Genomic DNA, 24,264 nt, shown 5'->3' with positions numbered 1-24,264 from the left:
TATACTATAAGAGCAACCGATCCTAAAGTGAGCAAGTATTTTTTAAAAGGAGGAACCAACATGCCATACGTAACCGTAAAAATGCTGGAAGGCCGCACCGACGAGCAGAAAAGAAACCTTGTGAAAAAAGTAACGGAAGCCGTCTCTGAGACGACAGGGGCACCGGCGGAAAAAATCGCGGTCATGATTGAAGAAATGAAAAAAGAACACTATGGCGTCGCAGGCAAACGAATCAGCGACATGTAATAAAAAAGGCGTCTGGGGACGCCTTTTTCAATTATTGATACCAAGCTTTGTTTCTCTCGATCTGTTGATTATGCTCTTCATCCCAAACATCGACGGTGTATGCGAAATCATAGTTCATAATGCAGCGGATCCCGCTCCCCTGCGGATCGTGCTCCAGCCCGAAATTATGGGATAATTCGTGTGTAGCCGCTTGTGCGGTATATTCGGTTCCCATATCAAAGGTCACGCTGAACGCGGGGCCAGCCGGCTTGCTGCCGTATTGGAATGCGATGCCTCCGGCTTCAAAGTTTTGATTGTCCGTAAAGCCGACAACGAATTGATAATCTGCATCACTGTACTTCTCGGCCAAATTGTCGAGAATCTGTTCGCTGTTTTTTCCTGATGACGTCCACGGCCCGACGGCTTCGACAACAAAATCAATTTGATGATCGCGATTGAACATCACATCGGCCTGCTCGACGGTTTGAACGATTCTCGTCTTCCAATCTTTATGTTTTTTCCGGTATTGCTTGTCAGCCACGGCAAGCACGCTGATCTTTTGCGTTCCTGTGCTCGCTTGGGTAGAAAATGTACTTGTATTCTTTTTAAAGGTTTTTGCCCCTGTGACATTTCCTTTTTCATCCAATATCTTAGTTTTAGTCGTTCTTTCGATTTGAACGCTTCCTTTTAGATCTTTGAAGCCTTTTGCTCTCGGCAATGCTTCGACCTTCGTTCCCGCTGCTCTGTGTTCATGGCCGCTGCTATCGACAGCGCTGGCGGCCGCACCGGGAATTAAACTTGCAGACAGTAATAGAGTTAAGAATAAAGAACGTTTTTTCATATGAAGCCCCTCCTTGTTTATGAACGAAATAAATATTCTTCTAGTTAACTAAAAAACCCTTTATTTCATCCAAAAAGAGGAAAAATTACACATATTCTTTCTACCCGTGCCCTTCGATCCCCCTATCCATTCCAATTTTCTTACAAAAAAGCAAAACAAAAAACCTGTCCCTTGGACAGGCCTTCTCAACAAAGATCTCTAAGTTTCTTTATGTAGGCGACAGCCTCATCAAATTCTTCGTCTGTATACCGCTGTTTGCTTTTGATCGTAAACACTTTTTCCCTAATCTCTTTCTGGTCCAATCCTTCAAAATAAAGAATGGTGGAAACCAGCTCCAGAAACCGCGAAGATTGGCGGTTGACATCTTCTATATACGGTTTGATATCGCGCATGTCCAGCTCGCATTGCTTAAGAAATTGACTTCCCGCCTCAGTTGGAGAATAACGGTATTGATAATACCCGCCTTTTTTTTCTTTGACTTCATGGAGAAATCCGAGATTGCAAAGTTCTTCTACCTGAAGCGTCAGTTCCTCTGAGTACGGCCCGTAAAAATGAAAATCATACTTCTCATAAAAGGGGAGCTCCAATTTCTTCAAAATATAAATGATTTTCTGCAGCTTTTTTCGCCCGATAATTTCTCCCGAATCTGAGAAGACCTTCATCAGTTTTGCGTGTTCTTTTAACAAATCCCCGACATCTCCTTCATCCTTTTCTATCTATGTCAGTCCGAGCAGTTCTTTCATTCTTTTTGCTTTCAATCCGTCCGGCAGTTCTTCAATCAGGTCAAGCGGGAAATACAATTTATGGTCCGTTCTCCGCTTGCCGGAAATCGCGTCGACAATGTCGGACTGCCGCGACAGCTCCTTAATCTGGCCGTTATGGGTCAGCAATTGGATCGGGAGGCGCTCTTCTTCCTCTCCCGGCCTGTAGAAGTCATACGGTAGGTCTGAAGAGGAATCCACCACAAGATAATAATCGGGATCGATTCCTGATTCTTGAAACAAAGCGGTGAGTTCAAAATAGGTCGCCATCTCCTCATTCGGATTAAATTCCGCATACTGGAACAATCTGCGGTTGATAAAACGGCGGCACAAATCGGACAAAATCTCATCCTCTTCATGCTCCCATGCCTGGAAGTAATAGAGAATAATCGATTCATCAAGGCTCAAATAATCCTCCAGTGTGACGCTTCCTTCAAAAATCGAATAGAAGTGGACAGGAGCGTGCGCGAAAATATAGCCTTCCTGATGAAGCTGTTTCGCGCGGTGGAGGATCTTCGTCAAAATGACTTCCGCGCTTCTTGTCACCGGATGAAAGTAGACTTGCCAGTACATCTGGTAGCGGCTCATAATATAATCTTCGACAGCGTGCATGCCGGTCTGCTTGATGACGATTTGCTCTTCGCGCGGACGCATGACGCGGAGAATCCGCTCCATATCAAAATGGCCGTAGCTGACGCCGGTATAGTAGGCATCGCGCTGGAGATAGTCCATCCGGTCAGCATCGATCTGACTTGAAATAAGGCTGACGACCTGTTTGTTTGGATAGGTTTTGGCGATGACCTCTGCGACGTCCTTGGCAAATCCCGGGCCCACTTTTCCCAGCACCTTATTCACCTCTGTATCGCCTAGAATGATCGCTCTCGTAAAATCTTCATGGTCAAGCCGGAACACTTTCTCAAACGAGTGGGAAAACGGACCGTGTCCCAAATCGTGCAGCAATGCAGCGCACAGGCACAAATCGCGTTCGCTGTCATCCCACTCCTTCCTGCCTTTAAAAACGTCGTCAACCATTCTTCTGACAATCTCATAGACACCGAGTGAATGGTTGAAGCGGCTGTGTTCGGCTCCGTGAAATGTCAAATAGGTCGTTCCCAGCTGCTTGATTCTGCGAAGCCTTTGAAATTCACGGGTTCCGATCAAATCCCATATCAGCTTGTCCCGCACATGGACATAGCGGTGAACAGGGTCTTTAAACACTTTTTCTTCTGATAATTTTCCGTTTGGATACGCCATTTTTGTCCCTCTTTTTTTAAACGTGAGGCAAACAGATTGCTGCCAATACGTCTCTTTTTCGGAAAACTGCATCTCTATATTGGAAGTATTGCCCGATCTTCTGTTTTCTTTAAGGTCTGTTTCTATTATATCGGGTCTGTTTTTTGAAAACATTCTTGAATTTGCCGGCGAATTTGTTCCAAAATGCAAAAACGCCTGACCCATGCGGGAGGCGGTTATTTTTTGACTTTCTTTTTCACTTTTTCGATCAGCTCATCTTCGGTAGGAGCTGACAGCGGACGATTATTGACAAATGCAAACGATTTTTTCCGTCCCGGCCCGCAATAAGACTGACAGCCGATTTCCACTTTCGCATCCGGATCAATTTCCTTCAGGCGGGGCAAAAGCGTCTTTAAATTCGTGGCCTGACAATCGTCGCACACTCGAAATTCATTAGCCATTTCATACGCTTCCTTTCGTTTTGTTCATCTGTCTCTATGGAAGGCATTCAATTTTGCCGAGCTTTAAAAATGACACCATCCTTCATTTTACAAGGATTCTTTCATTCCTGCAAGAAGCGCGCTAAAAAAATCACTTCCTATTCTTTTAGCAAACTTGTATAAATATTTTCCAAATTGGACAATCTAATACCAAACTTACATTGGGAGTTGAGAAGTGATGAAACAAAGACAAGACGCCTGGTCTGAGGAAAATGATTTATTGCTGGCTGAAACCGTTTTGCGGCATGTCAGAGAAGGGAGCACACAGCTGAACGCCTTTGAAGAAGTCGGAGACAGACTGAACCGGACTTCAGCCGCCTGCGGTTTTAGATGGAACGCGGTTGTCCGCCACCAATATGAAAAAGCCTTGCAGCTGGCGAAAAAACAGCGCAAGCAGAGAATGCGCGCCCTCGGAAAAGGCCAGCCGGCGAAGAAGCGCCTGCTCTACAAACCGCCTGTCGAAACAGAGGCGATTGAGGCTGCCGAAACAGCTGTTGTTCAAGAGAAGCCGAAAGAGGAGGAAGCAAGCAAAGAACAAGCTCCGATCTCAAGCGAAAATCTGCCTTATGTTGATGAAAGCTTTAAAGAAGAGTTAGCTAGTTTGTCTCACCTGCTATCGCCAAATCAGCCGCAGGCCGCCAAGCCTGCCGAAACGGCCGCAAAGATGACGATGGATGATGTCATCCGCTTTTTGCAGCAATATACGGGAAGCCAGGAACAATCTGATGCATTAAAAATGGAAAACGAGCGTTTAAAAAGGGAAAATGAAGAATTGACGAAAAAAGTGGAAAAGCTTGAAGCGGAAGTCAAAAAGCTGGAAAAAGACCAAACGACCATCCAGGAAGACTACGAAACGCTCGTCAAAATCATGAACCGTGCAAGAAAACTAGTTTTATTCGAGGATGACGAGCACGCCGCTCCGGCATTCAAAATGGACCGGAATGGGAATTTAGAAAAAATGGCTGAATAACAGAATTCTCCCCCTTTTCAATGGGGGATTTCCCCTTTTTAAGACCTTGATTTCAACCGGGAAAAATTTCATAATAAAGCTAGTCCAACATTAAAGGCGGTATGACTGATGAGATTTGTTTTATATGCCGTCCAGTTCGGAACGGCAGCCCTTTTATTTTTATTTTCCGCATTGGCAAGCTGGTATGAGGGCAGCGAGCTTTTAAGAGACCGGTGGGAATGGAATTATTCAGCAAGATTCACAAAGCTGCTGCATGGAGCGGATTCGATCAAAGACGCGAGCGACATTTCACAGCTTGATTTTTTCGTTTACGCGGCAAAACACGCGCCCGCCTCAATCATTTTAATGGCTGTAAGCCTGGCTTATATCACAGCCTTGGCAGCATATCTTCTCATCAAAACATATCTCAAACGAAAAAGGTCTTTGCACACACTATAAAACCGCCTCGGATTCCCTCCGAAGCGGTTCGCTTGCCGCTCTATTCAACGGCTAAGAGCGCGGTGCCAGCTTTTCATTCCGCTCGATCATGCGGAGCAGATTTTTCTCATACTCGATCTCTTCTTCAGCGGAGAGCGGCGCCTGAAAAATATCTCCGCTGAGCTCTTTCAGCTCCGTCAAAAGCGCAAGCATCAGGTCCTGTACCGAGACCTCTTGGGCGAGAAGCTCTGAGAGCGACGCCATCGTTTCCGGACGGATATCCGGATAAACGGCTTTCGTCTGGCCGCGCTGTTCTTTTAAAGCAATATTGTAAAAGCGTCTGATAAGCTCTGCGCGCTCGCTTCCGCTTCCATCGGCACACAGATAAATCTGCACCGCCACTCCGCCTCTCAAACGCCTTTGTGAAATGCCGGCGAATTTCCTTCCGCCTATGCTCAAATCATAGCTGCCCGGACAATAGGAGCCTTCGATTTCATAGGCTTTGATTTCCGCATCGTAAGGCGCCAGCATTCTTTTGATCAGCTCATACATTGCCTCATAGCCGCGGTCGATGTCGATGCCGTTTTTCTTGTCCCGGAAAATCAGCGATACATTTAATACCCCGCTGTCCAGAACGACGGCGAGTCCGCCTGAATTGCGGACGATGACTTTGAAACCCTCTTGCTCAAGAAACGAAATGCCCTCCTCTACATACGGAAGCCTCGTATCCTGAATTCCGAGCACGATCGTGTCATGGTGCACCCAGGAACGGGCCGTCGCCGGAGACTTTTCCTTTCCGACAGAGGCGCACAGTGTGTCATCGATCGCAAATGATTGTTTTGCGTCAAAATACGGGCCGAGACTGGATTGGTCAATGATTCTCCATTTCGGCTGGATCAGTAGATCTATCAGTTGCTTTGCCATTTTAATTGCAAACCCTTTCGTCATACATCTCAAGTACCCATTATACCATTTTGAGAAAAGCGATGCGGACATTTTCCGCACGCAAAAACTTCTTATACGAAAAGCGTTCCTTTAGACGGCTCTTCAAATTCCAGCGGCAGTCCGACATAATTTTCCGCCAGACTTTGTGCGGCCGCTTTTGATGTCGTCACATGATCCAGTTCCGCCAGCTGGATTTGGTAATCAAAAGGCGTGTCTTCATGGCGGCGGTGAAGCAGAGAAGTCATATACCAGGAAAAGCGCTCCGCTTTCCAAACGCGGCGGAGACATGCGGCTGAATATCGCGTCAGCCGCTCTGTATTGCCGGCGGCATAATAATCCTTCAGCGCCCTTGCAAGCAACTGCACATCCGCCATGGCGAGATTCAGTCCCTTTGCTCCGGTCGGCGGGACGATATGTGCGGCATCTCCCGCCAAAAACAGCCGCCCGTATTGCATCGGATCACATATAAAGCTTCTCATCGACACAATGTTTTTTTGAATAATCTTACCTTCAATCAACTGCCAGCCATCATCGGCCGACAGCCTGAGACGAAGCTTCTCCCAGATTCGCTCATCCGTCCAGCCGCGGATCGAATCAGACGGATCGACCTGCAAATAAAGACGCTGTATATCCGGCGTTCTGGTGCTGAGAAGGGCAAAACCATCTTCATGATGGGCATAGACAAGCTCGGGAGCGGACGGCGGCGCTTCAGCCAAAATGCCAAGCCAGCCGTAAGGGTATGTTTTTTGATATTCTTTGCGGATCTCTTTCGGAATGCTTTGTCTGCTTGGACCGTGAAAGCCGTCGCATCCGGCAATAAAATCACAGGTCAGCTTTTTTCTCTCCCCGTTTTCATTTCGATATGAAATGACAGGTGCGGATGTCTCAAGATCGGATAGGCGTACATCAGACACATTAAAATGGATGTCACCGCCCGCTTTCATGCCGGCGGTGATTAAATCTTTTATCACTTCATGCTGGGGATAGATCGTAATATATTTCCCGCCTGTCAAGCGATGCAGATCAATTCTGTGCCGTTTGCCATGAAAGCGGATTTCAATTCCTTTATGAAACATGCCCGTTTTCATCATTCTTTCTCCGACACCTGTTTCATTCAGCAAATCTACGGTCATCTGTTCAAGGACGCCAGCCCGGATGGTCTTTTCGATCTCCTCCTGGGAACGGCATTCGATGACTGCCGCTTCGATCCCTTGGCGGTGAAGCAGATGTGCCAGCATAAGCCCCGCGGGACCTGCACCGATAATTCCCACTTGTGTCCGCAATGCGTTTTCCTCCCATTGGTTTAGATTTTGATTTCGCTTCTCACTTGATTCCGTTGCTTTTCGGCCGATCCAAGGTCAAATTTTGCATGGTGTTCCTGAACGAGCACGATGCCGAGTGCGGCAAAAAGGCTTGGGACGGCAAAGATGATAAACGACTGCTTCGGATCAATGCCGGCCGCGAGAATCAATCCGAACAAGGAAGGAGCGATGATGGCGCCGATCCTGCCGATCCCAAGCGCCCAGCCGATGCCGGTTGCTCTGATTTCTTTCGGATAAAACTCGGAAATGTACGGGTTCGCAATATTTTGCGTACCGACGGTGCACGCCCCTCCCAAAGCAATCAGCAAGTACAAAACATACGGATTCACTGTTAGTCCAAAGGCGGCAAAACAGACAGCTCCAAGGACATACATACCGGTGAGCACTTTTTTATGTCCGGCTCTATCGGCCAGGCTGCCGCCGATCAAAGCGCCGGCGGCTTGTCCGATGCACAGCGCGAGATTGAAGGACAGGCTGGATTTCAACCCGTAACCTGAAGCCTGCATCATTTTCGGCAGCCATGTGTTCAACCCGTACACCATTAAAAGACAGCTGAATACAGACAGCCAAAAAGCAAATGTGCTGGCGGCGCGTTTTTGTTCAAACAATTTTTTGACCGGAAAGCCCTTTGTTTGTTCTGCGGCAGCGGATAACTGATAATCGTCATGTTCGTTGTATTGTCCGTCGGGATGCACCTTGTTGAGAATCCCGGCCAGTTTTTTCGGTTGTTTTTTTAACATGTAAAATGATAGCGATTCGGGACATTGCCTGAAAAAGAAAGGCAGCGCAATCAAAGGAATGGCGCCGAGCCAATACAGCACTCTCCAGCCCGCTCCCGGAACCGCAAGCATGCCGACGAGGGAAGCCAGCACTCCGCCGGCGGAATAGCCGCAATACATGGCTGCGACAATCATCGCTCTGTTTTTTTTCGGTGAATACTCGGTCATCAGCGATATGGCATTGGGCATCAATCCCCCCATGCCGAGCGCCGCAATGAAACGCATGACTGCAAACGGCAGGGGGTCATCAACCATTCCGGATGCGCCGGTAAACAGACTGAACAGAAGGATGCAAAGGCCAAGCATTTTTTTGCGGCCAAACTTATCGGCGAAAGGTGACAAGATCAGCGCGCCCAGCATCATGCCGACCAATGTGTAGCTGCCGATCGCTCCGGCCTGAATCGCTGTTAAGTTCCATTCCTCCATCAGCCACGGAAGGCTGACACCGTACATGGCAATATCATAGCCATCAAAGGCGACGGCGAAAAAACACCAGAAGAAAACGGTCATATGCACTTTATTCCATTTGCTTCTCGCCATGACTTCTCCGGGATCAACTGAACGATTTATCATTTATTCCTCCGCCTCCAGATCGATTGATATTAACGCACAGTGTTTTTTTCAGTGAGCCTGGCGGACCGGGTCGCTGAACACATCGGTTCAAAAGCCATGACAACATTGGAGCTGCCTGATGATTGGCCATATCCGTAATACGTGCTTTTACAGCCATCCTCCAGCACGCCCAGCAGCATGGCAATATGCCGGCCGCCTGCTTCAAGACCGGCGTTTTTCGCGTATTGAGGAAGCATGAGCTTTGCGGATACCAAATCATTGTCTGTCAGATACGTTAAGAACTGCCCGTCAAGCGCCTGCTCTGCAAGGGTTGGCATGCATTCCGGCCCCCTCACCAAATGATGGCTGAGAGCCCCGCTGGCGATAAATACGGTTTTTTTCCCGCTTTCTTTCAGCACTCTTCCGGCCAGCTGGCCCCACAAATACGTTTCCTCTAAATTGGCGGCTAATGTAACCGATAAATCGATCACCGGAATATCGCCGTTTGGCACGAGATAACGAAGTGGAACGACTGTACCGTAATCCCAGCAATATACCGGGTCATTGACGGGAATAACGGGCAGCCCTCCATTGATGCCCGCTTCCGCCAATTCAATTGCCAACTCGGTATCTCCTGGATAGGAATACGGAACATCTGATATTAAATTCGGGCATTCCAGCGCCGTCAACACACCTCGATGTTCCGGGGCCGCATCGACAAGATGGTCAAAGCTTGACGTCCAGTGGCAGGAAATGATGACAATCGCGTCAGGCTGAATTTGTTCAATCATTCCGGAAAGCCGCTTCATGCCTTTGACAAGCTCCTTTTGAAACTCAGGCGTTCTTTCTTCAAAGCACATTCTCGGTGTATGCGGAACAAGTGCCGCCAATTCAATCGACATGTATATTCCTCCCAACCCTAATTTTTACGGCTTCGCTTTTGAAGCCGGCTTGCCGCCTATGCCCCAGTGTGTTTTCGGAATCTCTGTAACAAGAACACGGACATTTTCTTTAGGCGCATCCAACGTGGTGCTGACCGCATCTGTCACATGCTGAATGACTTCCTCCACTTTTTCCGGCGGCCGGCCTTCTAATATTTGAATGTGAATAATCGGCAAACCTATCTCCTCCATTTTCAACAGGCTGTAAACGAAACATCGCCAAGACCTTCAACATGTGCTGAAACACGGTCCCCGCGATGCAGCATGACAGCTCCCGTAACACCGCCGGTCAAAATGATGCTTCCCGCTTTCAGCTTTTCGTTTTTCCGGGCGAGCATATCGGCGAGCATCGCTGCCGAATTGGCGGGGTGTCCCACGACTGCAGCGCCTGTCCCCTGCTCTTTGACCTCGCCGTTGATCATTAATGAGACTTTTACCGAATCGAGCCTTAGACCGTCCGGTTTTCTGATTTTTTCACCAAACACGACTCTGGAAGATGACGCATTATCCGCTATAACATCTGGCAGGGTAAAAGAAAAATTTTCATAGCGGCTGTCAATCACTTCAAGAGCGGGAAGAAAAAAATCGGTCGCGGCGAGGATTTGCTCACCTGTAACACCTGGACCTTCTATATCCTCCCCCAGCAAAAAGGCAATCTCAGCTTCGACTTTTGGGTGGATCAGCTGTTCCATTTGGAGCGCCCCGCCATTGGGCACGAGCATATCTTCAAAAATATATCCGTAGATCGGTTCTTCCACATTCATTTGCTGCATTTTCGCCCGGCTCGTCAAGCCCATTTTCGGACCGATAATCCCGCTGCCCTGCTTTGCTTTCAGCAAAATCAACTCTTTTTGTATTTCATAGGCATCTTCAACCGTCAGCTCCGGATGATCTTTTGTGATTCTTTCGATTTCCCGCTTTTCTACTTCAGCGAGATAAAGCAGATGAGCCGTTTCCTTGAGTGCTGTCGCGTTCATCGCAATTCTTCCCCCTTACAGCTTGATGCAAATATTTGATAATTCACTGAAAAACTCGAAACTGTGAATGCCTCCTTCACGGCCAAGCCCGCTTTGCTTCATGCCGCCGAACGGCGTCCGCAAATCGCGGAGAAACCAGGTGTTGACCCAAACCATTCCCGATTCAATTTGTCCGGCAACACGGTGTGCCCGGCGCAGGTCGTTCGTCCATACGGTTGCACTTAACCCGTAATGGGTGTCATTTGCTTGTGCGATGACTTCATCTTCATCATCAAATGGAATCACCGTCACAACCGGCCCGAAGATTTCTTCTTTGACAACCCTCGAGCTCCGGGAGATCCCCGTGATGATTGTTGGTTCAAGATAACATCCGGAAGCCTGGCCTTCAGAACGCTTACCTCCTGTTAAAATATCGCCGCCTTCGGTTTTCGCCAATGCGATGTAGTTCAGCACCCGCTCAGTATGTTCCGCCGAAATCAAGGCTCCGATATTCGTATTCGGATCAAAAGGGTCGCCGACCTTAAGTTCCTTTGTCTTATGAATAAACTTGTCCAAAAACTCATCATACGCTTCCCGTTCAATATAGATGCGGGAACCGCACATACATACTTCGCCTTGGTTGATAAAGCTTGATTTCAATGTGGTATTGACCGCTTCATCCATGTCGGCATCGGCAAAAATGATATTTGGGTTTTTCCCTCCCAATTCAAATGAGAGCTTTTTTAATGTTTTGGAGGCGGCTTCCATAATGACTTTTCCGGTTGCCGTTTCTCCAGTGAAGGAAATCGCATCAACATCCGGATGTGCAGATAGTGCCGCACCGGCGGAATCAGGTCCAAATCCGTGGACGATATTGACGACACCATCAGGAACACCTGCATCACGGCAGATTTCCCCGAGAAGCGTGGCCGTCATCGGCGTCAGTTCGGCCGGTTTGATGACGGCGGTATTCCCCGCTGCCAAGCATGGCGCTAATTTCCACGTCAGTAAAAGAAGCGGCAAATTCCAGGGATTGATCAATCCGACGACACCGACCGGGCGGCGGATCGCATAATTGATTGCAGCATCATCCGTCTGATAGGCTTCCGTCCCGACTCCCCTCATAAAATCGGCAAAGAAATGAAAGTTGAAAGCAGACCGGGGAATATCCAAAGTGCTTGAGAGTGAAAGCGGCTTTCCGGTATCCAATGTCTCAAGCCTTGCCAGTTCATCCTTTCGCTGAAGAATGATGTCGCCGACCTTGCGGATGATATGAATTCTTTCATCAGCGGTCATGTTTTTCCAGCGTCCATTTAATGCGCGCCTTGCAGCCGCGACAGCCAGATCCACCTCTTTTTGCCCTCCCTCGGCTACTTTTCCGATCACTTCCTGTGTAGCTGGATTGATGTTGTCAAACGTTCTCCCGTTTTCCGAGGAGAAAGATCTGCCGTTGATAAAATGACGGCAGTCAAACGGTTTTACAATTTTAGCCGACGGGGTGTGAACACTCATATCAATAAACAGCCTCCTTTTCAAATCCTTTCCATTAAATTAAAGGATTTTCAATCACTTGAAAACAGCATTGTTCCTCTATGCGGAACAAACCGGATATTTTTTCCGAAAATTTGATATTTTTCGTTCTTTAATTCAAATTCGTGTTATATTATGTAATAAAAGGAAACAAATCCAATGGAAAGAGTTGAGGAATCAATGACTGTTGAGACAAAGCAGCCAGATCTGCTCAATTCGGTTAAAAATGCGCTTCGGCTGCTTCAATCGTTTACCTTGGATTCACCGGAAAAGAAGGTAACCGAGCTCGCCTTATCGCTCGGCCTTGGAAAAAGCACGGTCTGGAGGCTCCTGAACACACTGGAGAGCGAAGGATTTGTCATGAAGGATCCGGAATCGAAAAGATATAAGCTAGGATTGTCCGTCTTACAGTTAAACACCATTGTCAACTCCACCCTTGAAATCAACAAGGAATCCCAGCCGGTACTCAAAAGGCTGACAGATGATACCGGTGAAACATCCCACATCGCCATGCGCAGGGGATTCAGCGTCGTCTACATCAATCGGACGGAATCCCCGCGTCCTGTTGAAATCCTGTCTTACATCGGCCGGCAAAATCCCATGCACTGTACGAGCTCCGGAAAGGTGTTGCTCGCTTATGACAGGGACGGGCTGTTGGAATGCTATCTCAAACATGGCTTGAAAAGCGTGACAAAGCAAACGATTACAGATGAAAAAAAGCTGAAGGGCAAGCTTGAAGCTGTAAAAGCGGACGGATTTGACGTCAGCCACGGAGAATTCATCGATGGCGTAACATCGGTTTCCGCTCCTGTCAGAAACTATCTCGGTCATGTCATGTATGCCGTCAGCGTCGTCGGCCCAACCAAACGCATGAAGGCCTCACAAGCTAAAATCATACATAAAGTGAAAGAAGCTGCCCGCGACATTTCAGAAAAACTCGGATATTGGAAATGATGCCAAAGAAATGGGGGAATCCGCTTTGTTTGATCTTCATACACACTTCATCCCGGACGATGTCCTGCAATGGCTGAAAGACAATCAAAACGCGGTCGGCGCCGTCTGGGAAAAAAGATCGCCTGATCAAGCAGCGTTTTTGACAGTCAACCGCAAATGGGGATTTGAATTAAAAGAGTTGTTTTTTAAAGAAACCTTATATTTGGAGGCGCAAAAAAAAGCCGGTGTCTCCCATTCGCTCGCATCTCCTGTCCCCCAGCTTTTTCTTTACGATCTTCCCGAGGAGATAACAGATGAATTATCTTCTGTCTATAACAATGCGCTGTCCATATGGACAAAACACAACAGTCATCGTCTTTCAGGTCTCGGGACCATTCCGCTCAACAGTCCGCTGAAGGCTTGCCAGCGTTTAGGTGAGGCGATGGATCTTGGGCTCAAAGGCGCGATCATCGGACCGGGCGCATCCGGCAGGCTTCTCTCAGATGAAGTTTTTACACCGCTTTGGGAAGAAGCCAACAGACGAAAAGCGATCATATTTATCCATCCCCTTCTTTCTGAAGATCCGCGGCTGCGCCGGAAAATGATGCCAAATTTAATCGGTGTTCCTTGGGAAACGACTGTCTGTGCGGCTGACTTGCTGCTCAGCGGTGTTACAGACCGATTTCCAAATGTAAAAATCCTTTTGGCTCATGGAGGGGGCTATCTGCCATATCAAATCGGCCGCCTGAACAAAGGGTATGAAAAGTGGACAGATGTTTCCGCTTCGATCTCGGCCGCGCCGGAGGAATATTTGCCCAGCTTTTGGTTTGACAGTGTGCTATGGAACAAAGAGAGTGCGGCATATTTAATAAAGCTTGTCGGAGAAGAACGGATCGTACCAGGTTCCGACTTTCCTTTTGACCTTTGCGAATGGCCGCCTGCCGACATCGGGCAAAAAGGTGCTGAAGCTTTGCTGAATGTAAAAGTGAAAGCATAAAAAAAGTGGACCTTGGATAAGGTCCACCTTTCTGGCAATATTATAGCGCTTGTGCTGCCGTAATAAGGGCAAGGTTGTAAACATCTTCTGCGTTGCAGCCTCTGGACAGATCGTTCACAGGCATGTTCAGACCTTGCAAGATCGGTCCGACCGCCTCAAAATTGCCGAGGCGCTGCGCGATTTTGTAGCCGATGTTTCCTGCTTCCAGGCTTGGGAATACAAACACATTTGCATCGCCTTTAATAACGGAGTCCGGCGCTTTTTTCTCAGCGACAGACGGAACAAATGCCGCATCAAATTGGAATTCACCGTCAAGCGTAAGCTCAGGCGCTTTTTCTTTGGCAATGGCTACAGCGTTGGCCACCTTTTCAGTCTCATCAGATTTAGCCGATCCTTTTGTTGAGAAGCTGAGCATCGCCACGCGCGGCTCAATGTCGAACATTTTCGCTGTATTGGCGCTTTCGATTGCAATTTCGGCAAGATCCTCGCTGTCAGGCGCAATGTTGATCGCGCAGTCTGCGAACACATACTGCTCTTCGCCGCGAGCCATGATGAAAACTCCGGATGTTTTTTTGACGCCTTCTTTTGTTTTAATAATCTGCAGCGCCGGGCGGACCGTATCCGCTGTTGAATGAGCCGCACCGCTGACAAGACCGTCGGCAAGTCCTTTATAAACAAGCATCGTTCCAAAATAGTTTTCATCTAAAAGAATTTGGCGCGCCTGCTCTTCCGTCGCTTTTCCTTTACGGCGCTCAACGAAAGCCTGCACAAGCTCTTCCATTCCTTCATATGTATGAGGATCATATATATCAACACCATCAAGTGTTAAGTTCAATCCTTTTGCTTTCTCCGTAATGTCCTCTTTGTTTCCGACGAGGATCGGCTTTAAGACGTTATTTCCGGCCAAATTGTTGACCGCTGTCAGGATGCGTTCATCCAAGCCTTCCGGAAATACAATTTTAACTCCTTTTCCTGCTACTTTTTCCTGCACTGTTGTAAATAAATCTGCCACTATATACCCTCCTTGAAGATTGCAAAAAACTTCTCTATTTAGCATACTCTTTTGAGATATAAATTCAATCCTTCAGCCTCAATTATAACGCTTACATATTAAAAACGCTTTTTTTTAATTAAATTAAGCGGAAATATTTTCATGTAGTCAATGGAAAATGGAGATTCAGTACCTTGCCTTAGTACGTATTCGTTATTATTATGCAACAGCCTTCTCCGCTTATACGGGGCTGCCTCAGGGTGCCGCAGTTTTTATTCGAGGACCTTGAAACAGATGAAATAGGGCAAACTATGATATGATGAAATCAATTACATATAAATTGGGAGTGAATGCAAAATGAGCGAACAGCAGAAAACGAATGAAGCCGCACAAACGCTTGACGGCTGGTATGCCCTTCACGATTTCCGAACGATGGACTGGTCTGCATGGAAGCTGCTTTCAAGCGACGAACGCCAGATCATCATCAGCGAATTTACCGGTCTCCTTGAAAAATGGGGCGCGGTGCAAAAAGAAGGAAACGGAAGCCACACATTGCACAGCATCGTCGGCCAGAAAGCCGATTTCATGCTGATGATTTTGCGTCCGACGATGGAGGAATTAAACGAGATCGAACTTGAATTCAATAAATCAAAGCTGGCGGAATTTACCATTCCTGCTTATTCATACGTATCTGTCGTCGAGCTCAGCAACTATATGGGAAGCGGTGACGGAGATCCTTATGAAAATCCGCAGGTGCGCGCCCGCCTCTATCCGGAACTGCCTGATGCCAAGTATGTCTGCTTCTATCCGATGGATAAAAGAAGATCGGGCAATGATAACTGGTACATGCTGTCCATGGAAGAGCGGCGAAACTTAATGCGCAGCCACGGCATGATCGGACGCGGCTATGCAGGCAAAGTCAAGCAGATCATTACGGGTTCCATCGGCTTTGACGATTACGAATGGGGTGTAACACTTTTCTCCGATGATGTGCTCCAGTTCAAAAAGCTTGTCTATGAAATGCGCTTTGACGAAGTCAGCGCACGTTACGGAGAATTCGGTTCGTTCTTTGTCGGCAACCGTCTCTCCAATGAACAGCTGCCCGCATTTTTATACGTATAAAAGAAAGAGGCTCCAAAGACGATCTTTGGAGCTTCTGCTTTTAATTACAGCCGCATGGCGGTGTAGGCGGAGTCGGTCTTTTCAGCACCTCAATGGAGGACTCGGCATAGAATGTGGATCCAAGGCCCAGCACTCTGTTTTCCGCTCTGAATGTATATTTTCCGGCGGCCGGCAAGGTTTTATGATTCAACTTCAGCTTGAACTCCGCGATCCCCAATAAATCGATCGTCAGCGGAAGTCTGACCGTTCTTCCGTTGTTCAAGATTTGACCGGTTGTCAACGCCCTTCCATTAACCGTGTCTGTCGTTGTCGCGGAAAACCCGGACGGCAATGTGAATTCAACCGTTCCCAGCGCCAAAATGGAATTTGGTCTGTATGTAAGCTCAATATCGGAGTATGACCACTCCTGTTTGCTGTCCCCTGTGATGATCGAATACAATGAGGCCTTTGCAGCCGGACGGTTCACAGATTCCGTTTTAACCGTTTGGGCATCGGCATGAAGCGACGGCAGAAAAACCGAAGCCATGATCACGAGAGCGGCCGTCAAGACCGAGAATTTAAAACGAAACACACTTTTTAACATAGCAATTCCCCCTACTCATCATTTTCAAATTGTAAACAGCACGGCAGCGGACAACATTAGACGCAATAGAAAGGCAACGCCTCCTTCCAACATCATTTCTCTTAAAAACTACCATTTTTCAAAATGATAGTAAATGTTTTCCATGGGATATTTTTAAATTTAATTCAAAATAATAGAATTTAACTATGCGCCGTTCCTCTTGATTTTTTCCGATCAGAGCCAATAAAGGCCTAATGCCCTACTTTCGGGTTTCCAACACCCGGAAAAACGTATGTTTTGATGTTGACAAACCAGGCATATGACAGTACATTATTGACATTATTTCATCTATCAGAATCTGGTGAAATCTATAGCTTTGCATATGTGAAGAAAGGATATAGAAAACATGCCTAAATTGGGTTCTACAAATCTTGTAAAAGGAAAGATGCTCAACATCAATCCGCCGCAGACACTGGCGCTCAGCTTTTTAATCATCATCGCGGCCGGCGCTTGTTTATTAAAGCTGCCGATCGCCTCCACCACCTATATCTCGTGGGTGGACGCTCTGTTCACAGCAACCTCGGCAACAACTGTAACAGGATTGGTTGTCGTCGATACCGGAACGGATTATACGGTTTTTGGACAAACCGTCATCATGTGCCTGATTCAGATCGGGGGATTGGGCTTGATGACGTTTGCCGTTCTCGTCGTTATGATGATCGGCAAAAAAATCGGCCTGCAGCAGCGGATTCTCGTTCAGGAGGCTTTTAACCAGACATCTTTGGGCGGGCTTGTCCGTTTAGTCAAGCACTTGTTTATTTTCACGATCGTTATTGAGTTTGTCGCCTTTTTGATTCTCTCGATCAGATGGGTGCCTGAATACGGCTTGCAGAAAGGCTTGTTTCATAGTTTGTTTAACACGATTTCAGCCTTCAATAACGCAGGCTTTTCCCTTTGGTCGGACAGCTTGTCGCAATATGTGGGCGATCCGATCGTCAATTTAGTCATTACAGGTCTGTTTATCACCGGAGGAATCGGGTTTACCGTTCTTTTGGATTTATGGACCAAACGAAACTTTCACAAATTGTCGCTCCACTCCAAATTAATGATTGTCGGAACATTGATCATCAACATAGTGTCCGCACTGATGATTTTTATATTGGAGTATGCCAACCCCGATACCTTGGGAGGACTGCCTTTGGCAGACAAAATATGGGGCGCTTATTTTCAAGGTGTCACACCTAGAACTGCCGGCTTTAACACACTGGATATCGCACATATGACAACCCCTTCCCTGCTCATCATCATCGTACTGATGTTTATTGGCGCAGGCAGTGCATCAACGGGAAGCGGAATTAAACTGACAACCTTTATTGTGATGATTTTAGCAACGATTACCTTTTTAAGAGGAAAAAGCGAGACGGTCGTGTTTCATCGGGCCATTAAAATGAAAACCATTTTGCGAGCGTTGGCCATCATCGTCATCAGCTTTTTATTTGTGCTTGTCACAATGTTTATTTTAACCATTACAGAAAAAAATGCTCCATTTTTGGACATCGTCTTTGAAGTGGTTTCCGCATTTGGGACTGTCGGCTTGTCAATGGGACTGACGCCTGATTTAACAACCGTCGGCAAAGCCGTCATCATGGTGATGATGTTCATCGGCCGGGTCGGTCCGCTGACCATGGCATTCACCTTGGCAAAACCTAAAAAAGCGCCGATCCGTCATCCGGAAGATGAAGTCATAACAGGATAAACGGCTGAAAGACCGCTCCCATAGAGCGGTCTGTTTTTTTCTTTCTCGTCATATTAAACATGGCATCCACATACTGTTAAAGGGATAAGGTATATGTAGATCTTCCAGCAATCGTGTTTTCAATGCCATACATGTATTGGAGTATAATTTCTTGACGTTAAGAAATGAGGAGGAACGAAATGAAACCTAAAAAAAATCAATTTCAGCCGCTCCAAGAGCTTGAAATGCCGGATTTTCGGGCAAGCGCCAACCCTTATCCACAGATGGGCGGGCACATGTATCAGCAGCAAATGCAGCCGTATACACAAACGCAAATGGGCGGGCAGCAAACCTATCAGCAGCCTTCCGTACAGCTGACCCAGCCGCAGCCGGCGGGAGTTCAGGTTCCGCAAATGCCTACAGCGCAGGTGCCTTCCCCGAGCATTCCCGGCATGCTGCCGCTTGAGCAATCGTATATTGAAAATATTTTGCGTCTCAACCGCGGAAAGGTTGCGACCGTCTACATGACATTTGAAAACAATCCGGAGTGGAATGCAAAAGTCTTTCGGGGAGAAATTGAAGCTGCCGGGCGCGATCATATCATTTTAAGCGACAGAAAAACGGGCACCCGCTATTTGCTTTTGATGGTCTACCTTGATTACATTACCTTTGATGAACCGATTGCTTACGATTATCCGTATTCAATGGCCTCCTATACCCCAAGATAAAAGGTTCGGTTTGCGAAACCGAACCCTTTTTTTGTTCCTAAAGAATTAGGCGAAATTTCTCGCCTCATTGTTGCGGCTGAATTTATAAATGACGATTAAGAAAAAGGCTGCCGCAAAAGCAAACAATATCAAGATATTCAAATACAGATTGTGAAGATGCTGGCCTTCCTGAAGTTTCGCCAATGTTTCCAAAACCCATGTTTGCGGAAGAAAATCAGCGATTTTCTGCACGAATGACGGCATAATTTCAATCGGCCAAAAACATCCGGAGAGCATAATCGTCGGCATGAAGATTAAATTCTTCAATGCTCCCGCAGCTTTGGAACTGTTCGCAAAGACAACCGTGATTAACGCCAGTCCGACGGCGCTTAACGCAAATATCAGCAACACCGCCGCCATTTCCCAAAAGGAAATGCCTGTTTCAATATGAAAAACATATGTTGCCATCACGAGTGTAAAAAAGACTTGGAATGTGATGACAAGCATGCTTACCACAATATTTGCCAAGACGTACTGCTTTGCGGTAATCGGTGTTGTCAAAAGCCTGAAATAGGTTCTGTTCTCCTTTTCTTTCACCAAAAGTTCGGTTAAACTTCCCGCCGAAAAGAGCATGGCCATCAGCAGAAAACCAACCGTCCGGTCCGTCATGTTTTTGCTTTGCGCCGAATCTTCAAGCTTGTGAGCCGTAAGGGGAACTTTTGAGTTCTGGTAGTTTTTATACATCGTCTGAAATTGCTGATCTCCATTGGCAGATTGACCGAGCGCCGCAATATTGTCAATGTAATGATATAAATATGACTTCACAAAGCCTGTGATTTCAGCACCTTTGACAGAGGCGATTTCGATATGGCCGGGTTTTCCGCCGCGCACGCTTTGGGAAAATCCTTGATCAAACGTAATGGCGCCGTCAAGCTCTCCCGAGGCGATTTGGCTGTCCGCTTTTGACTTGCTGACATTCACAACCTTAATATCGTCAATACCTTTCAAAAAGCGGGCCGTATCCGCCGCGATTTCCCCTTTGTCATGATCGACCACCCCAATGCGCAAATCCCCCTGTTCATCAGTACCGGTTAACAGCGAGACAAAGATTCCAATCAGCGGAAGAATCATAAACAAGAAAATATTGATCTTTTTTCGAAACGTGACATTCAATGTATTTTTGACTAACCAAAGCATTTCTTTCATTTACAGCCCTTCCCTTCTTCTCATTGAGACAACGGCGATCAGCAGGAATAATACAGATAAGCCTACGTTCAGAGAGATCGCGGGCCATCCCGCCGCTAAATCATTTGTATATATGATTTTGATAATGGCTTCGTTCGTCCAAGTGAGCGGGGAAAGATCTTTGATGACAACTAAAGCACCTTGCACATCCTCAACGGGAAAATAAGCGCCGCCAAAAAAAGCGACCAGCGGGATCAGCACATTGATGATGGCAACCCCAGCTTCTCCTGTGTTCGTCAAATAGCTGATCCCAAGGCCAAAGCTGACGGCAAACAACACAACGGTGAGCACCACAACAAGCACAAGCCAAAGGTGCTCTCCCCAGTTGGCTTTGAATAAAAACATGCTGACGGCGATGACGATCAAGATGCAAAGCAGATTTGCCCCAAGGCCGCCAATCAATTTTCCGGCAAAAATCTCAGCCTTATGAACGGGGGCGGCAACCAGCCGGTCCGCCGTCTTTCTAAGCCTTTCCCCGCGGATTAAATAACTGGCGTGTATTGCCGAGTAAAGCGCGATCAGCGTGGTCATCGTCACCGCGTAATAGTCCATGGAACCCGGTTTTTTATCAGAGTTGAGAGACGTTTCTTTAATATAATCGTCATGAGAGCTGTTTACAAACGCCTCGCCTGCTTGCTTCGGGCTGACTTTTACAATCTCCGCCACCGCATGATACCGGTTGGCAAACGCTGTCAGCATCCCTTGAATGATGCTGTTTTTCACACTGTTTTTCTCCATTTTATAAAACTTCATTCCGCTGCCGGTGACCTCAAGATAAGCATCATAATGTCCTTTTTTGACTTCTGTTTTTGCGTCCATATCACTTAACACTTTTTCAAAATAGACACCGGACGTTTTCGCTTCTTTCGCAAATGTTTTAAACCCTTGCGAGAACTCCCCATCAGACTTGTCTTTGTATAAAACATGGATTTTACCGACGGAAACTTCATGATCAAAAGCATTTGTCAGCGCGGTTCCCAAAATCATGATCAGCACAATTGGAAACGCCAGCATGAAGGCAAGTGTTCGTTTATCCCGAAAAGCTGATATGATTTCTTTTTTTGCTATGATGAATGTATTCAAGCTGATGTCCCCCTTACGAATCCCGTAAATTTCTTCCGGTCAAGGTCAGAAACACGGTCTCCAAGTTCGGCGCTTTTTCTTCCAATGAACGGATTTCAACACCTTCTGCCAGCAGTCGTTCAATGATCTGGTTTAAATTATTGACGCCCGCATCCGAGTTGATTTTCATCATATTTTCTTCCAGCGAAACCGTCTCGACTCCGCTGATCGTTTTTAGCCCGTCAATATCGATATTGTCAGCTGATTTGACATGAATCCAAATATCTTTCGTATCCGTGATGATCGCCTTTAGCTGCTCCTTTGTCCCTTCCGCAATGATTTTTCCGTGGTCGACGATGGCAATCCGCGAACAGATTTCCTCCACTTCCTCCATATAATGGCTCGTATAAATAATCGTACAGCCCATCTCATTCAGCTTTTTGACTGACTCCAATATATAATTTCTGGAGTGCGGATCAATTCCCACCGTCGGTTCGTCCATGATGATCAGCTTTGGCCTGTGTGCGATCGCACAGGCGATGTTGAGCCTTCTTTTCATCCCGCCGGAAAAGTTTTTCGGAAAGCTTTTGTGCTTATCGCTCAATCCGACAAAGCGCAATGCCTCTTCAACGCGCTCATGCAGATGGGCCCCTCGCAGTCCGTAGAGTCCCGCAAAAAATTTCACGTTTTCATATGCGGTTAAATCCTCATAAATCGCCAGATCCTGAGGAACGATGCCGATGTTCATTTTAGCGTTTTTCCGGTTTTTCGCGATGTTTTTTCCAAGAATGAAAATCTCGCCCTCATTGCTTCTCAATAAACTTGAGATCATATTGATGGTTGTGCTTTTGCCGGCGCCGTTTGCCCCGAGAAGTCCGAATATTTCACCCTCGGCTATCGATAGTGATATATGATCAACAGCAACAAAATCCCCAAACTTTTTGGTCAGATTTTTGATTTCCAATACATTCATGTTTTCACCTCATTTTGCTTTACGATGTCATTATAAAAAAAAGATGAATGCCGCGGCAGTGCAGCAATTCACCTTTTTCACATGAGATTATTCACGTTTTAACGATGAACTCATTCATGCTTCGGCAACAGCGTTGTCACCGAAAATCCATTTGAACCGTCGACAATGACCTTGCCGTTGACAGAAGCAGCCCGCTCTTCCATTCCGATGATTCCCATGCCTTTTTTGATCTTCTCCTGTCCTTTTCCATTGTCTTTCACTTCGGCTTTAATGAGTTTGTTCAAGACGTGGATTTCGATCGAAGCGTGCGTCGCTTCGGCATACTTCACAGAATTGGTCAGCGCCTCCGTTATATTTTCAAACATGATTTTCCATTGAATATGAGAAATTACATCTAAATCGCCTTTATACAGAAAAGAAATATTCATCTGATGACGTGTCGAACATTCATCGATAAACAGCTTCAACCTATGGATGCCCATCTGCTCTTTCGGCGGTTTTATATTTTTCAATGTCAGTCTGATTTTTTCGATTCCGTCTTTAGAAATATTGATCGCATTTTGCAGCAGCTCGGACGCCTTGTTTTTATCGATATCAAGCAGCCGTTTCGCCGCTTCCAGCTGGATGAGCGCGCCAGTCATCGAATGGCCGATTTTATCATGTATTTCCTGGGAAAGCCTGTTGCGTTCCTCCAATTTAAAGGTATATTCAGATTGTCTGATATATTCCTTGTTGTTATGAAGCGCCTTCGTTAATGTCTGCATCGCTTTTCTTGTTTCATCAATTTTGTCTTCCAGCGATCTAATCCGCGCTGAATATTGTTTGGCGACCGTAAACATAAGAAACGTAAAGGAAACAGTGAGACCGTATACAGGCAGCCATGACGTATCGAGAGACAGAGCAGGTAAAAGCGAAACGGCCAAAATCAGCCACTTGTTACGAAGATAATCAAACAACAATTCGTACACGTTTAATGGCAATAATAAAATAAATAAAGGCTCATGCCGGCAGAATACAAGCGTCATGAAGATCGATACGGCGATAGTTGTCTTTTTAAGCGCTTCTTGCTGTAAGATGGCAGCCAGGATATTGATGGAGAAATAAAGGACGATATAAAAAACAACCCAGCTTAAGCTGCTGACAGGTGATAGGATGCAGTTGAACGAAATGTATCCAAGCAGAATCAGTTTGATGATAATGACCCAAAGTTCCATGATCATTCCTCAGCTCAAATCGGTTTTTCCGGTTAGATAATAGATGGCGATTTGCGTTCGATGCTCAAGCCCCGTCTTCCCTAAAATCGAAGATATATAATTGGCAATCGTTCCTTCTGATATAAACAGCTCTTTGGCAATCTCTTTATTTGAACATCCTCTGGCGATTAAAGCCATAATTTGCAGCTCCCTTTCAGTGAACAGGCTCTTATCGATTTTGAGTTCCGGCTCTTGATTGCTTTTTAAATTTGACTTGATTTTGTCAAGCACAACATCCTGCATGACGGTATGGCCGTGGTATACACTTTTAATCGCATCTCTGATCCGTTCCGGTTCAGTGTTTTTTAGCAAATAGCCCTTCGCTCCGTTTTGGATGGAGGCCAAAATATATTCATCATCATCAAACGTCGTTAAGATGAACGGAGCAGCCTGCGTTTGTGTGGAAATCAGCTTGGCAGCCTCAACCCCGTTCATATCCGGCATGCGGACATCGAGCAAAGCAACATCCACTTGATGGGCCATGCAGTAATCAACAGCTTCGCGGCCGTCCCCGACAGTTGCCATCACTTCAAATTCATCGTAAGTGCTCAAAATAATTTTCATGCCTTCTCTTATAAATGAGTTATCATCCGCTATGATCACTTTTATTTTCATCGCTTTGTTTACACGGAGACCGGATTCTCCGCATGTGCACATCCCTTCTTTAATAAAAAAGGCCGAACCGGTTAATACCATTTAATTTATCATGAAA

Annotated in this window: 26 protein-coding genes; 8 read left to right on the top strand and 18 right to left on the bottom strand. The window is 46.5% G+C overall.

Going from position 1 to position 24,264, the window contains the following annotated elements; all coding sequences use genetic code 11:
• Positions 1-60 precede the first annotated feature (60 nt).
• Positions 61-246, top strand: coding sequence for a 2-hydroxymuconate tautomerase (locus tag ACINLD_RS11890; RefSeq protein WP_026589130.1), 186 nt, complete (start codon positions 61-63; stop codon positions 244-246).
• 31 nt (positions 247-277) lie between these two features.
• On the opposite strand, the gene ACINLD_RS11885 is transcribed toward ACINLD_RS11890, so the two are convergent.
• The 4 genes from ACINLD_RS11885 to ACINLD_RS11870 all read right to left on the bottom strand — a co-directional run bounded on the left by ACINLD_RS11885 (position 278) and on the right by ACINLD_RS11870 (position 3,521).
• Positions 278-1,066, bottom strand: coding sequence for a zinc-dependent metalloprotease (locus ACINLD_RS11885; RefSeq protein WP_277691850.1), 789 nt, complete (start codon positions 1,064-1,066; stop codon positions 278-280).
• 185 nt (positions 1,067-1,251) lie between these two features.
• Entirely contained in the window at positions 1,252-1,752 is a 501-nt protein-coding gene (locus tag ACINLD_RS11880) for a YwgA family protein (RefSeq protein WP_026589131.1), read from the bottom strand.
• A gap of 30 nt (positions 1,753-1,782) precedes the next feature.
• Positions 1,783-3,081, bottom strand: coding sequence for an HD domain-containing protein (locus ACINLD_RS11875; protein ID WP_077736145.1), 1,299 nt, complete (start codon positions 3,079-3,081; stop codon positions 1,783-1,785).
• A 215-nt stretch (positions 3,082-3,296) separates the two neighbouring features.
• Positions 3,297-3,521, bottom strand: coding sequence for a DUF1450 domain-containing protein (locus tag ACINLD_RS11870; RefSeq protein ID WP_026589133.1), 225 nt, complete (start codon positions 3,519-3,521; stop codon positions 3,297-3,299).
• 214 nt (positions 3,522-3,735) lie between these two features.
• On the opposite strand from ACINLD_RS11870, the gene ACINLD_RS11865 reads away from it, so the two are divergent.
• Complete coding sequence (locus tag ACINLD_RS11865; protein WP_026589134.1) at positions 3,736-4,530, top strand: RsfA family transcriptional regulator; 795 nt, start codon at positions 3,736-3,738, stop codon at positions 4,528-4,530.
• A 108-nt stretch (positions 4,531-4,638) separates the two neighbouring features.
• Positions 4,639-4,968 (top strand): YjdJ family protein, encoded by a 330-nt coding sequence (locus ACINLD_RS11860; RefSeq protein ID WP_026589135.1) that lies wholly within the window; start codon positions 4,639-4,641, stop codon positions 4,966-4,968.
• A 51-nt stretch (positions 4,969-5,019) separates the two neighbouring features.
• On the opposite strand, the gene ACINLD_RS11855 is transcribed toward ACINLD_RS11860, so the two are convergent.
• The 7 genes from ACINLD_RS11855 to ACINLD_RS11825 all read right to left on the bottom strand — a co-directional run bounded on the left by ACINLD_RS11855 (position 5,020) and on the right by ACINLD_RS11825 (position 11,954).
• Entirely contained in the window at positions 5,020-5,871 is an 852-nt protein-coding gene (locus ACINLD_RS11855) for a biotin/lipoate A/B protein ligase family protein (RefSeq protein WP_026589136.1), read from the bottom strand.
• 92 nt (positions 5,872-5,963) lie between these two features.
• On the bottom strand, positions 5,964-7,175 hold the full coding sequence (locus ACINLD_RS11850) for a 4-hydroxybenzoate 3-monooxygenase (RefSeq protein WP_026589137.1): 1,212 nt from the start codon (positions 7,173-7,175) through the stop codon (positions 5,964-5,966).
• A 20-nt stretch (positions 7,176-7,195) separates the two neighbouring features.
• Complete coding sequence (locus ACINLD_RS11845; protein WP_026589138.1) at positions 7,196-8,566, bottom strand: MFS transporter; 1,371 nt, start codon at positions 8,564-8,566, stop codon at positions 7,196-7,198.
• A gap of 29 nt (positions 8,567-8,595) precedes the next feature.
• Positions 8,596-9,447, bottom strand: a complete 852-nt coding sequence (locus ACINLD_RS11840; RefSeq protein WP_410207001.1) for an extradiol ring-cleavage dioxygenase — start codon at positions 9,445-9,447, stop codon at positions 8,596-8,598.
• 24 nt (positions 9,448-9,471) lie between these two features.
• A complete protein-coding gene (locus tag ACINLD_RS11835; RefSeq protein ID WP_026589140.1) occupies positions 9,472-9,663 on the bottom strand; it encodes a 4-oxalocrotonate tautomerase in 192 nt (63 codons plus the stop codon).
• A gap of 17 nt (positions 9,664-9,680) precedes the next feature.
• Positions 9,681-10,463, bottom strand: a complete 783-nt coding sequence (locus ACINLD_RS11830; protein ID WP_026589141.1) for a 2-keto-4-pentenoate hydratase — start codon at positions 10,461-10,463, stop codon at positions 9,681-9,683.
• Positions 10,464-10,478: 15 nt separating this feature from the next.
• Positions 10,479-11,954: an aldehyde dehydrogenase gene (locus ACINLD_RS11825; RefSeq protein ID WP_026589142.1), complete on the bottom strand. Its 1,476-nt coding sequence runs from the start codon at positions 11,952-11,954 to the stop codon at positions 10,479-10,481.
• Between the two features lie 198 nt (positions 11,955-12,152).
• Here ACINLD_RS11825 and ACINLD_RS11820 point away from each other — a divergent pair, with 198 nt between their 5' ends.
• Entirely contained in the window at positions 12,153-12,926 is a 774-nt protein-coding gene (locus ACINLD_RS11820; RefSeq protein ID WP_410207014.1) for an IclR family transcriptional regulator, read from the top strand.
• 25 nt (positions 12,927-12,951) lie between these two features.
• Positions 12,952-13,902 (top strand): amidohydrolase family protein, encoded by a 951-nt coding sequence (locus tag ACINLD_RS11815; RefSeq protein WP_026589144.1) that lies wholly within the window; start codon positions 12,952-12,954, stop codon positions 13,900-13,902.
• Positions 13,903-13,942: 40 nt separating this feature from the next.
• On the opposite strand, the gene pta is transcribed toward ACINLD_RS11815, so the two are convergent.
• Entirely contained in the window at positions 13,943-14,914 is a 972-nt protein-coding gene (gene pta / locus ACINLD_RS11810) for a phosphate acetyltransferase (protein WP_026589145.1), read from the bottom strand.
• Positions 14,915-15,250: 336 nt separating this feature from the next.
• Between pta and hemQ the strand changes: the two genes are divergently transcribed.
• On the top strand, positions 15,251-16,015 hold the full coding sequence (gene hemQ / locus ACINLD_RS11805) for a hydrogen peroxide-dependent heme synthase (RefSeq protein ID WP_026589146.1): 765 nt from the start codon (positions 15,251-15,253) through the stop codon (positions 16,013-16,015).
• 40 nt (positions 16,016-16,055) lie between these two features.
• Here hemQ and bslA read toward each other — a convergent pair whose 3' ends face one another.
• Positions 16,056-16,598 (bottom strand): biofilm surface layer hydrophobin BslA, encoded by a 543-nt coding sequence (gene bslA, locus ACINLD_RS11800; protein WP_026589147.1) that lies wholly within the window; start codon positions 16,596-16,598, stop codon positions 16,056-16,058.
• Positions 16,599-16,983: 385 nt separating this feature from the next.
• Between bslA and ACINLD_RS11795 the strand changes: the two genes are divergently transcribed.
• Positions 16,984-18,333 (top strand): TrkH family potassium uptake protein, encoded by a 1,350-nt coding sequence (locus ACINLD_RS11795; RefSeq protein WP_035428545.1) that lies wholly within the window; start codon positions 16,984-16,986, stop codon positions 18,331-18,333.
• A gap of 179 nt (positions 18,334-18,512) precedes the next feature.
• Complete coding sequence (gene gerQ, locus ACINLD_RS11790; protein ID WP_026589149.1) at positions 18,513-19,040, top strand: spore coat protein GerQ; 528 nt, start codon at positions 18,513-18,515, stop codon at positions 19,038-19,040.
• Positions 19,041-19,085: 45 nt separating this feature from the next.
• Here the strand turns inward: gerQ and ACINLD_RS11785 are convergent, their stop codons facing one another.
• The 5 genes from ACINLD_RS11785 to ACINLD_RS11765 all read right to left on the bottom strand — a co-directional run bounded on the left by ACINLD_RS11785 (position 19,086) and on the right by ACINLD_RS11765 (position 24,167).
• On the bottom strand, positions 19,086-20,225 hold the full coding sequence (locus ACINLD_RS11785; protein ID WP_026589150.1) for an ABC transporter permease: 1,140 nt from the start codon (positions 20,223-20,225) through the stop codon (positions 19,086-19,088).
• Complete coding sequence (locus ACINLD_RS11780; RefSeq protein WP_026589151.1) at positions 20,226-21,347, bottom strand: ABC transporter permease; 1,122 nt, start codon at positions 21,345-21,347, stop codon at positions 20,226-20,228.
• Positions 21,348-21,360: 13 nt separating this feature from the next.
• Positions 21,361-22,299, bottom strand: a complete 939-nt coding sequence (locus tag ACINLD_RS11775) for an ATP-binding cassette domain-containing protein (protein WP_026589152.1) — start codon at positions 22,297-22,299, stop codon at positions 21,361-21,363.
• Between the two features lie 110 nt (positions 22,300-22,409).
• A complete protein-coding gene (locus ACINLD_RS11770) occupies positions 22,410-23,513 on the bottom strand; it encodes a sensor histidine kinase (protein WP_026589153.1) in 1,104 nt (367 codons plus the stop codon).
• A gap of 9 nt (positions 23,514-23,522) precedes the next feature.
• Positions 23,523-24,167, bottom strand: a complete 645-nt coding sequence (locus ACINLD_RS11765) for a response regulator transcription factor (RefSeq protein ID WP_026589154.1) — start codon at positions 24,165-24,167, stop codon at positions 23,523-23,525.
• Positions 24,168-24,264 lie beyond the last annotated feature (97 nt).

The sequence above is a fragment of the Bacillus sp. z60-11 genome, assembly GCF_046464135.1.
Taxonomy (GTDB): domain Bacteria; phylum Bacillota; class Bacilli; order Bacillales; family Bacillaceae; genus Bacillus; species Bacillus sonorensis_A.
Note: the sequence above shows the minus strand (reverse complement) of the source record. Positions and strands in the feature narration are given on the sequence as shown.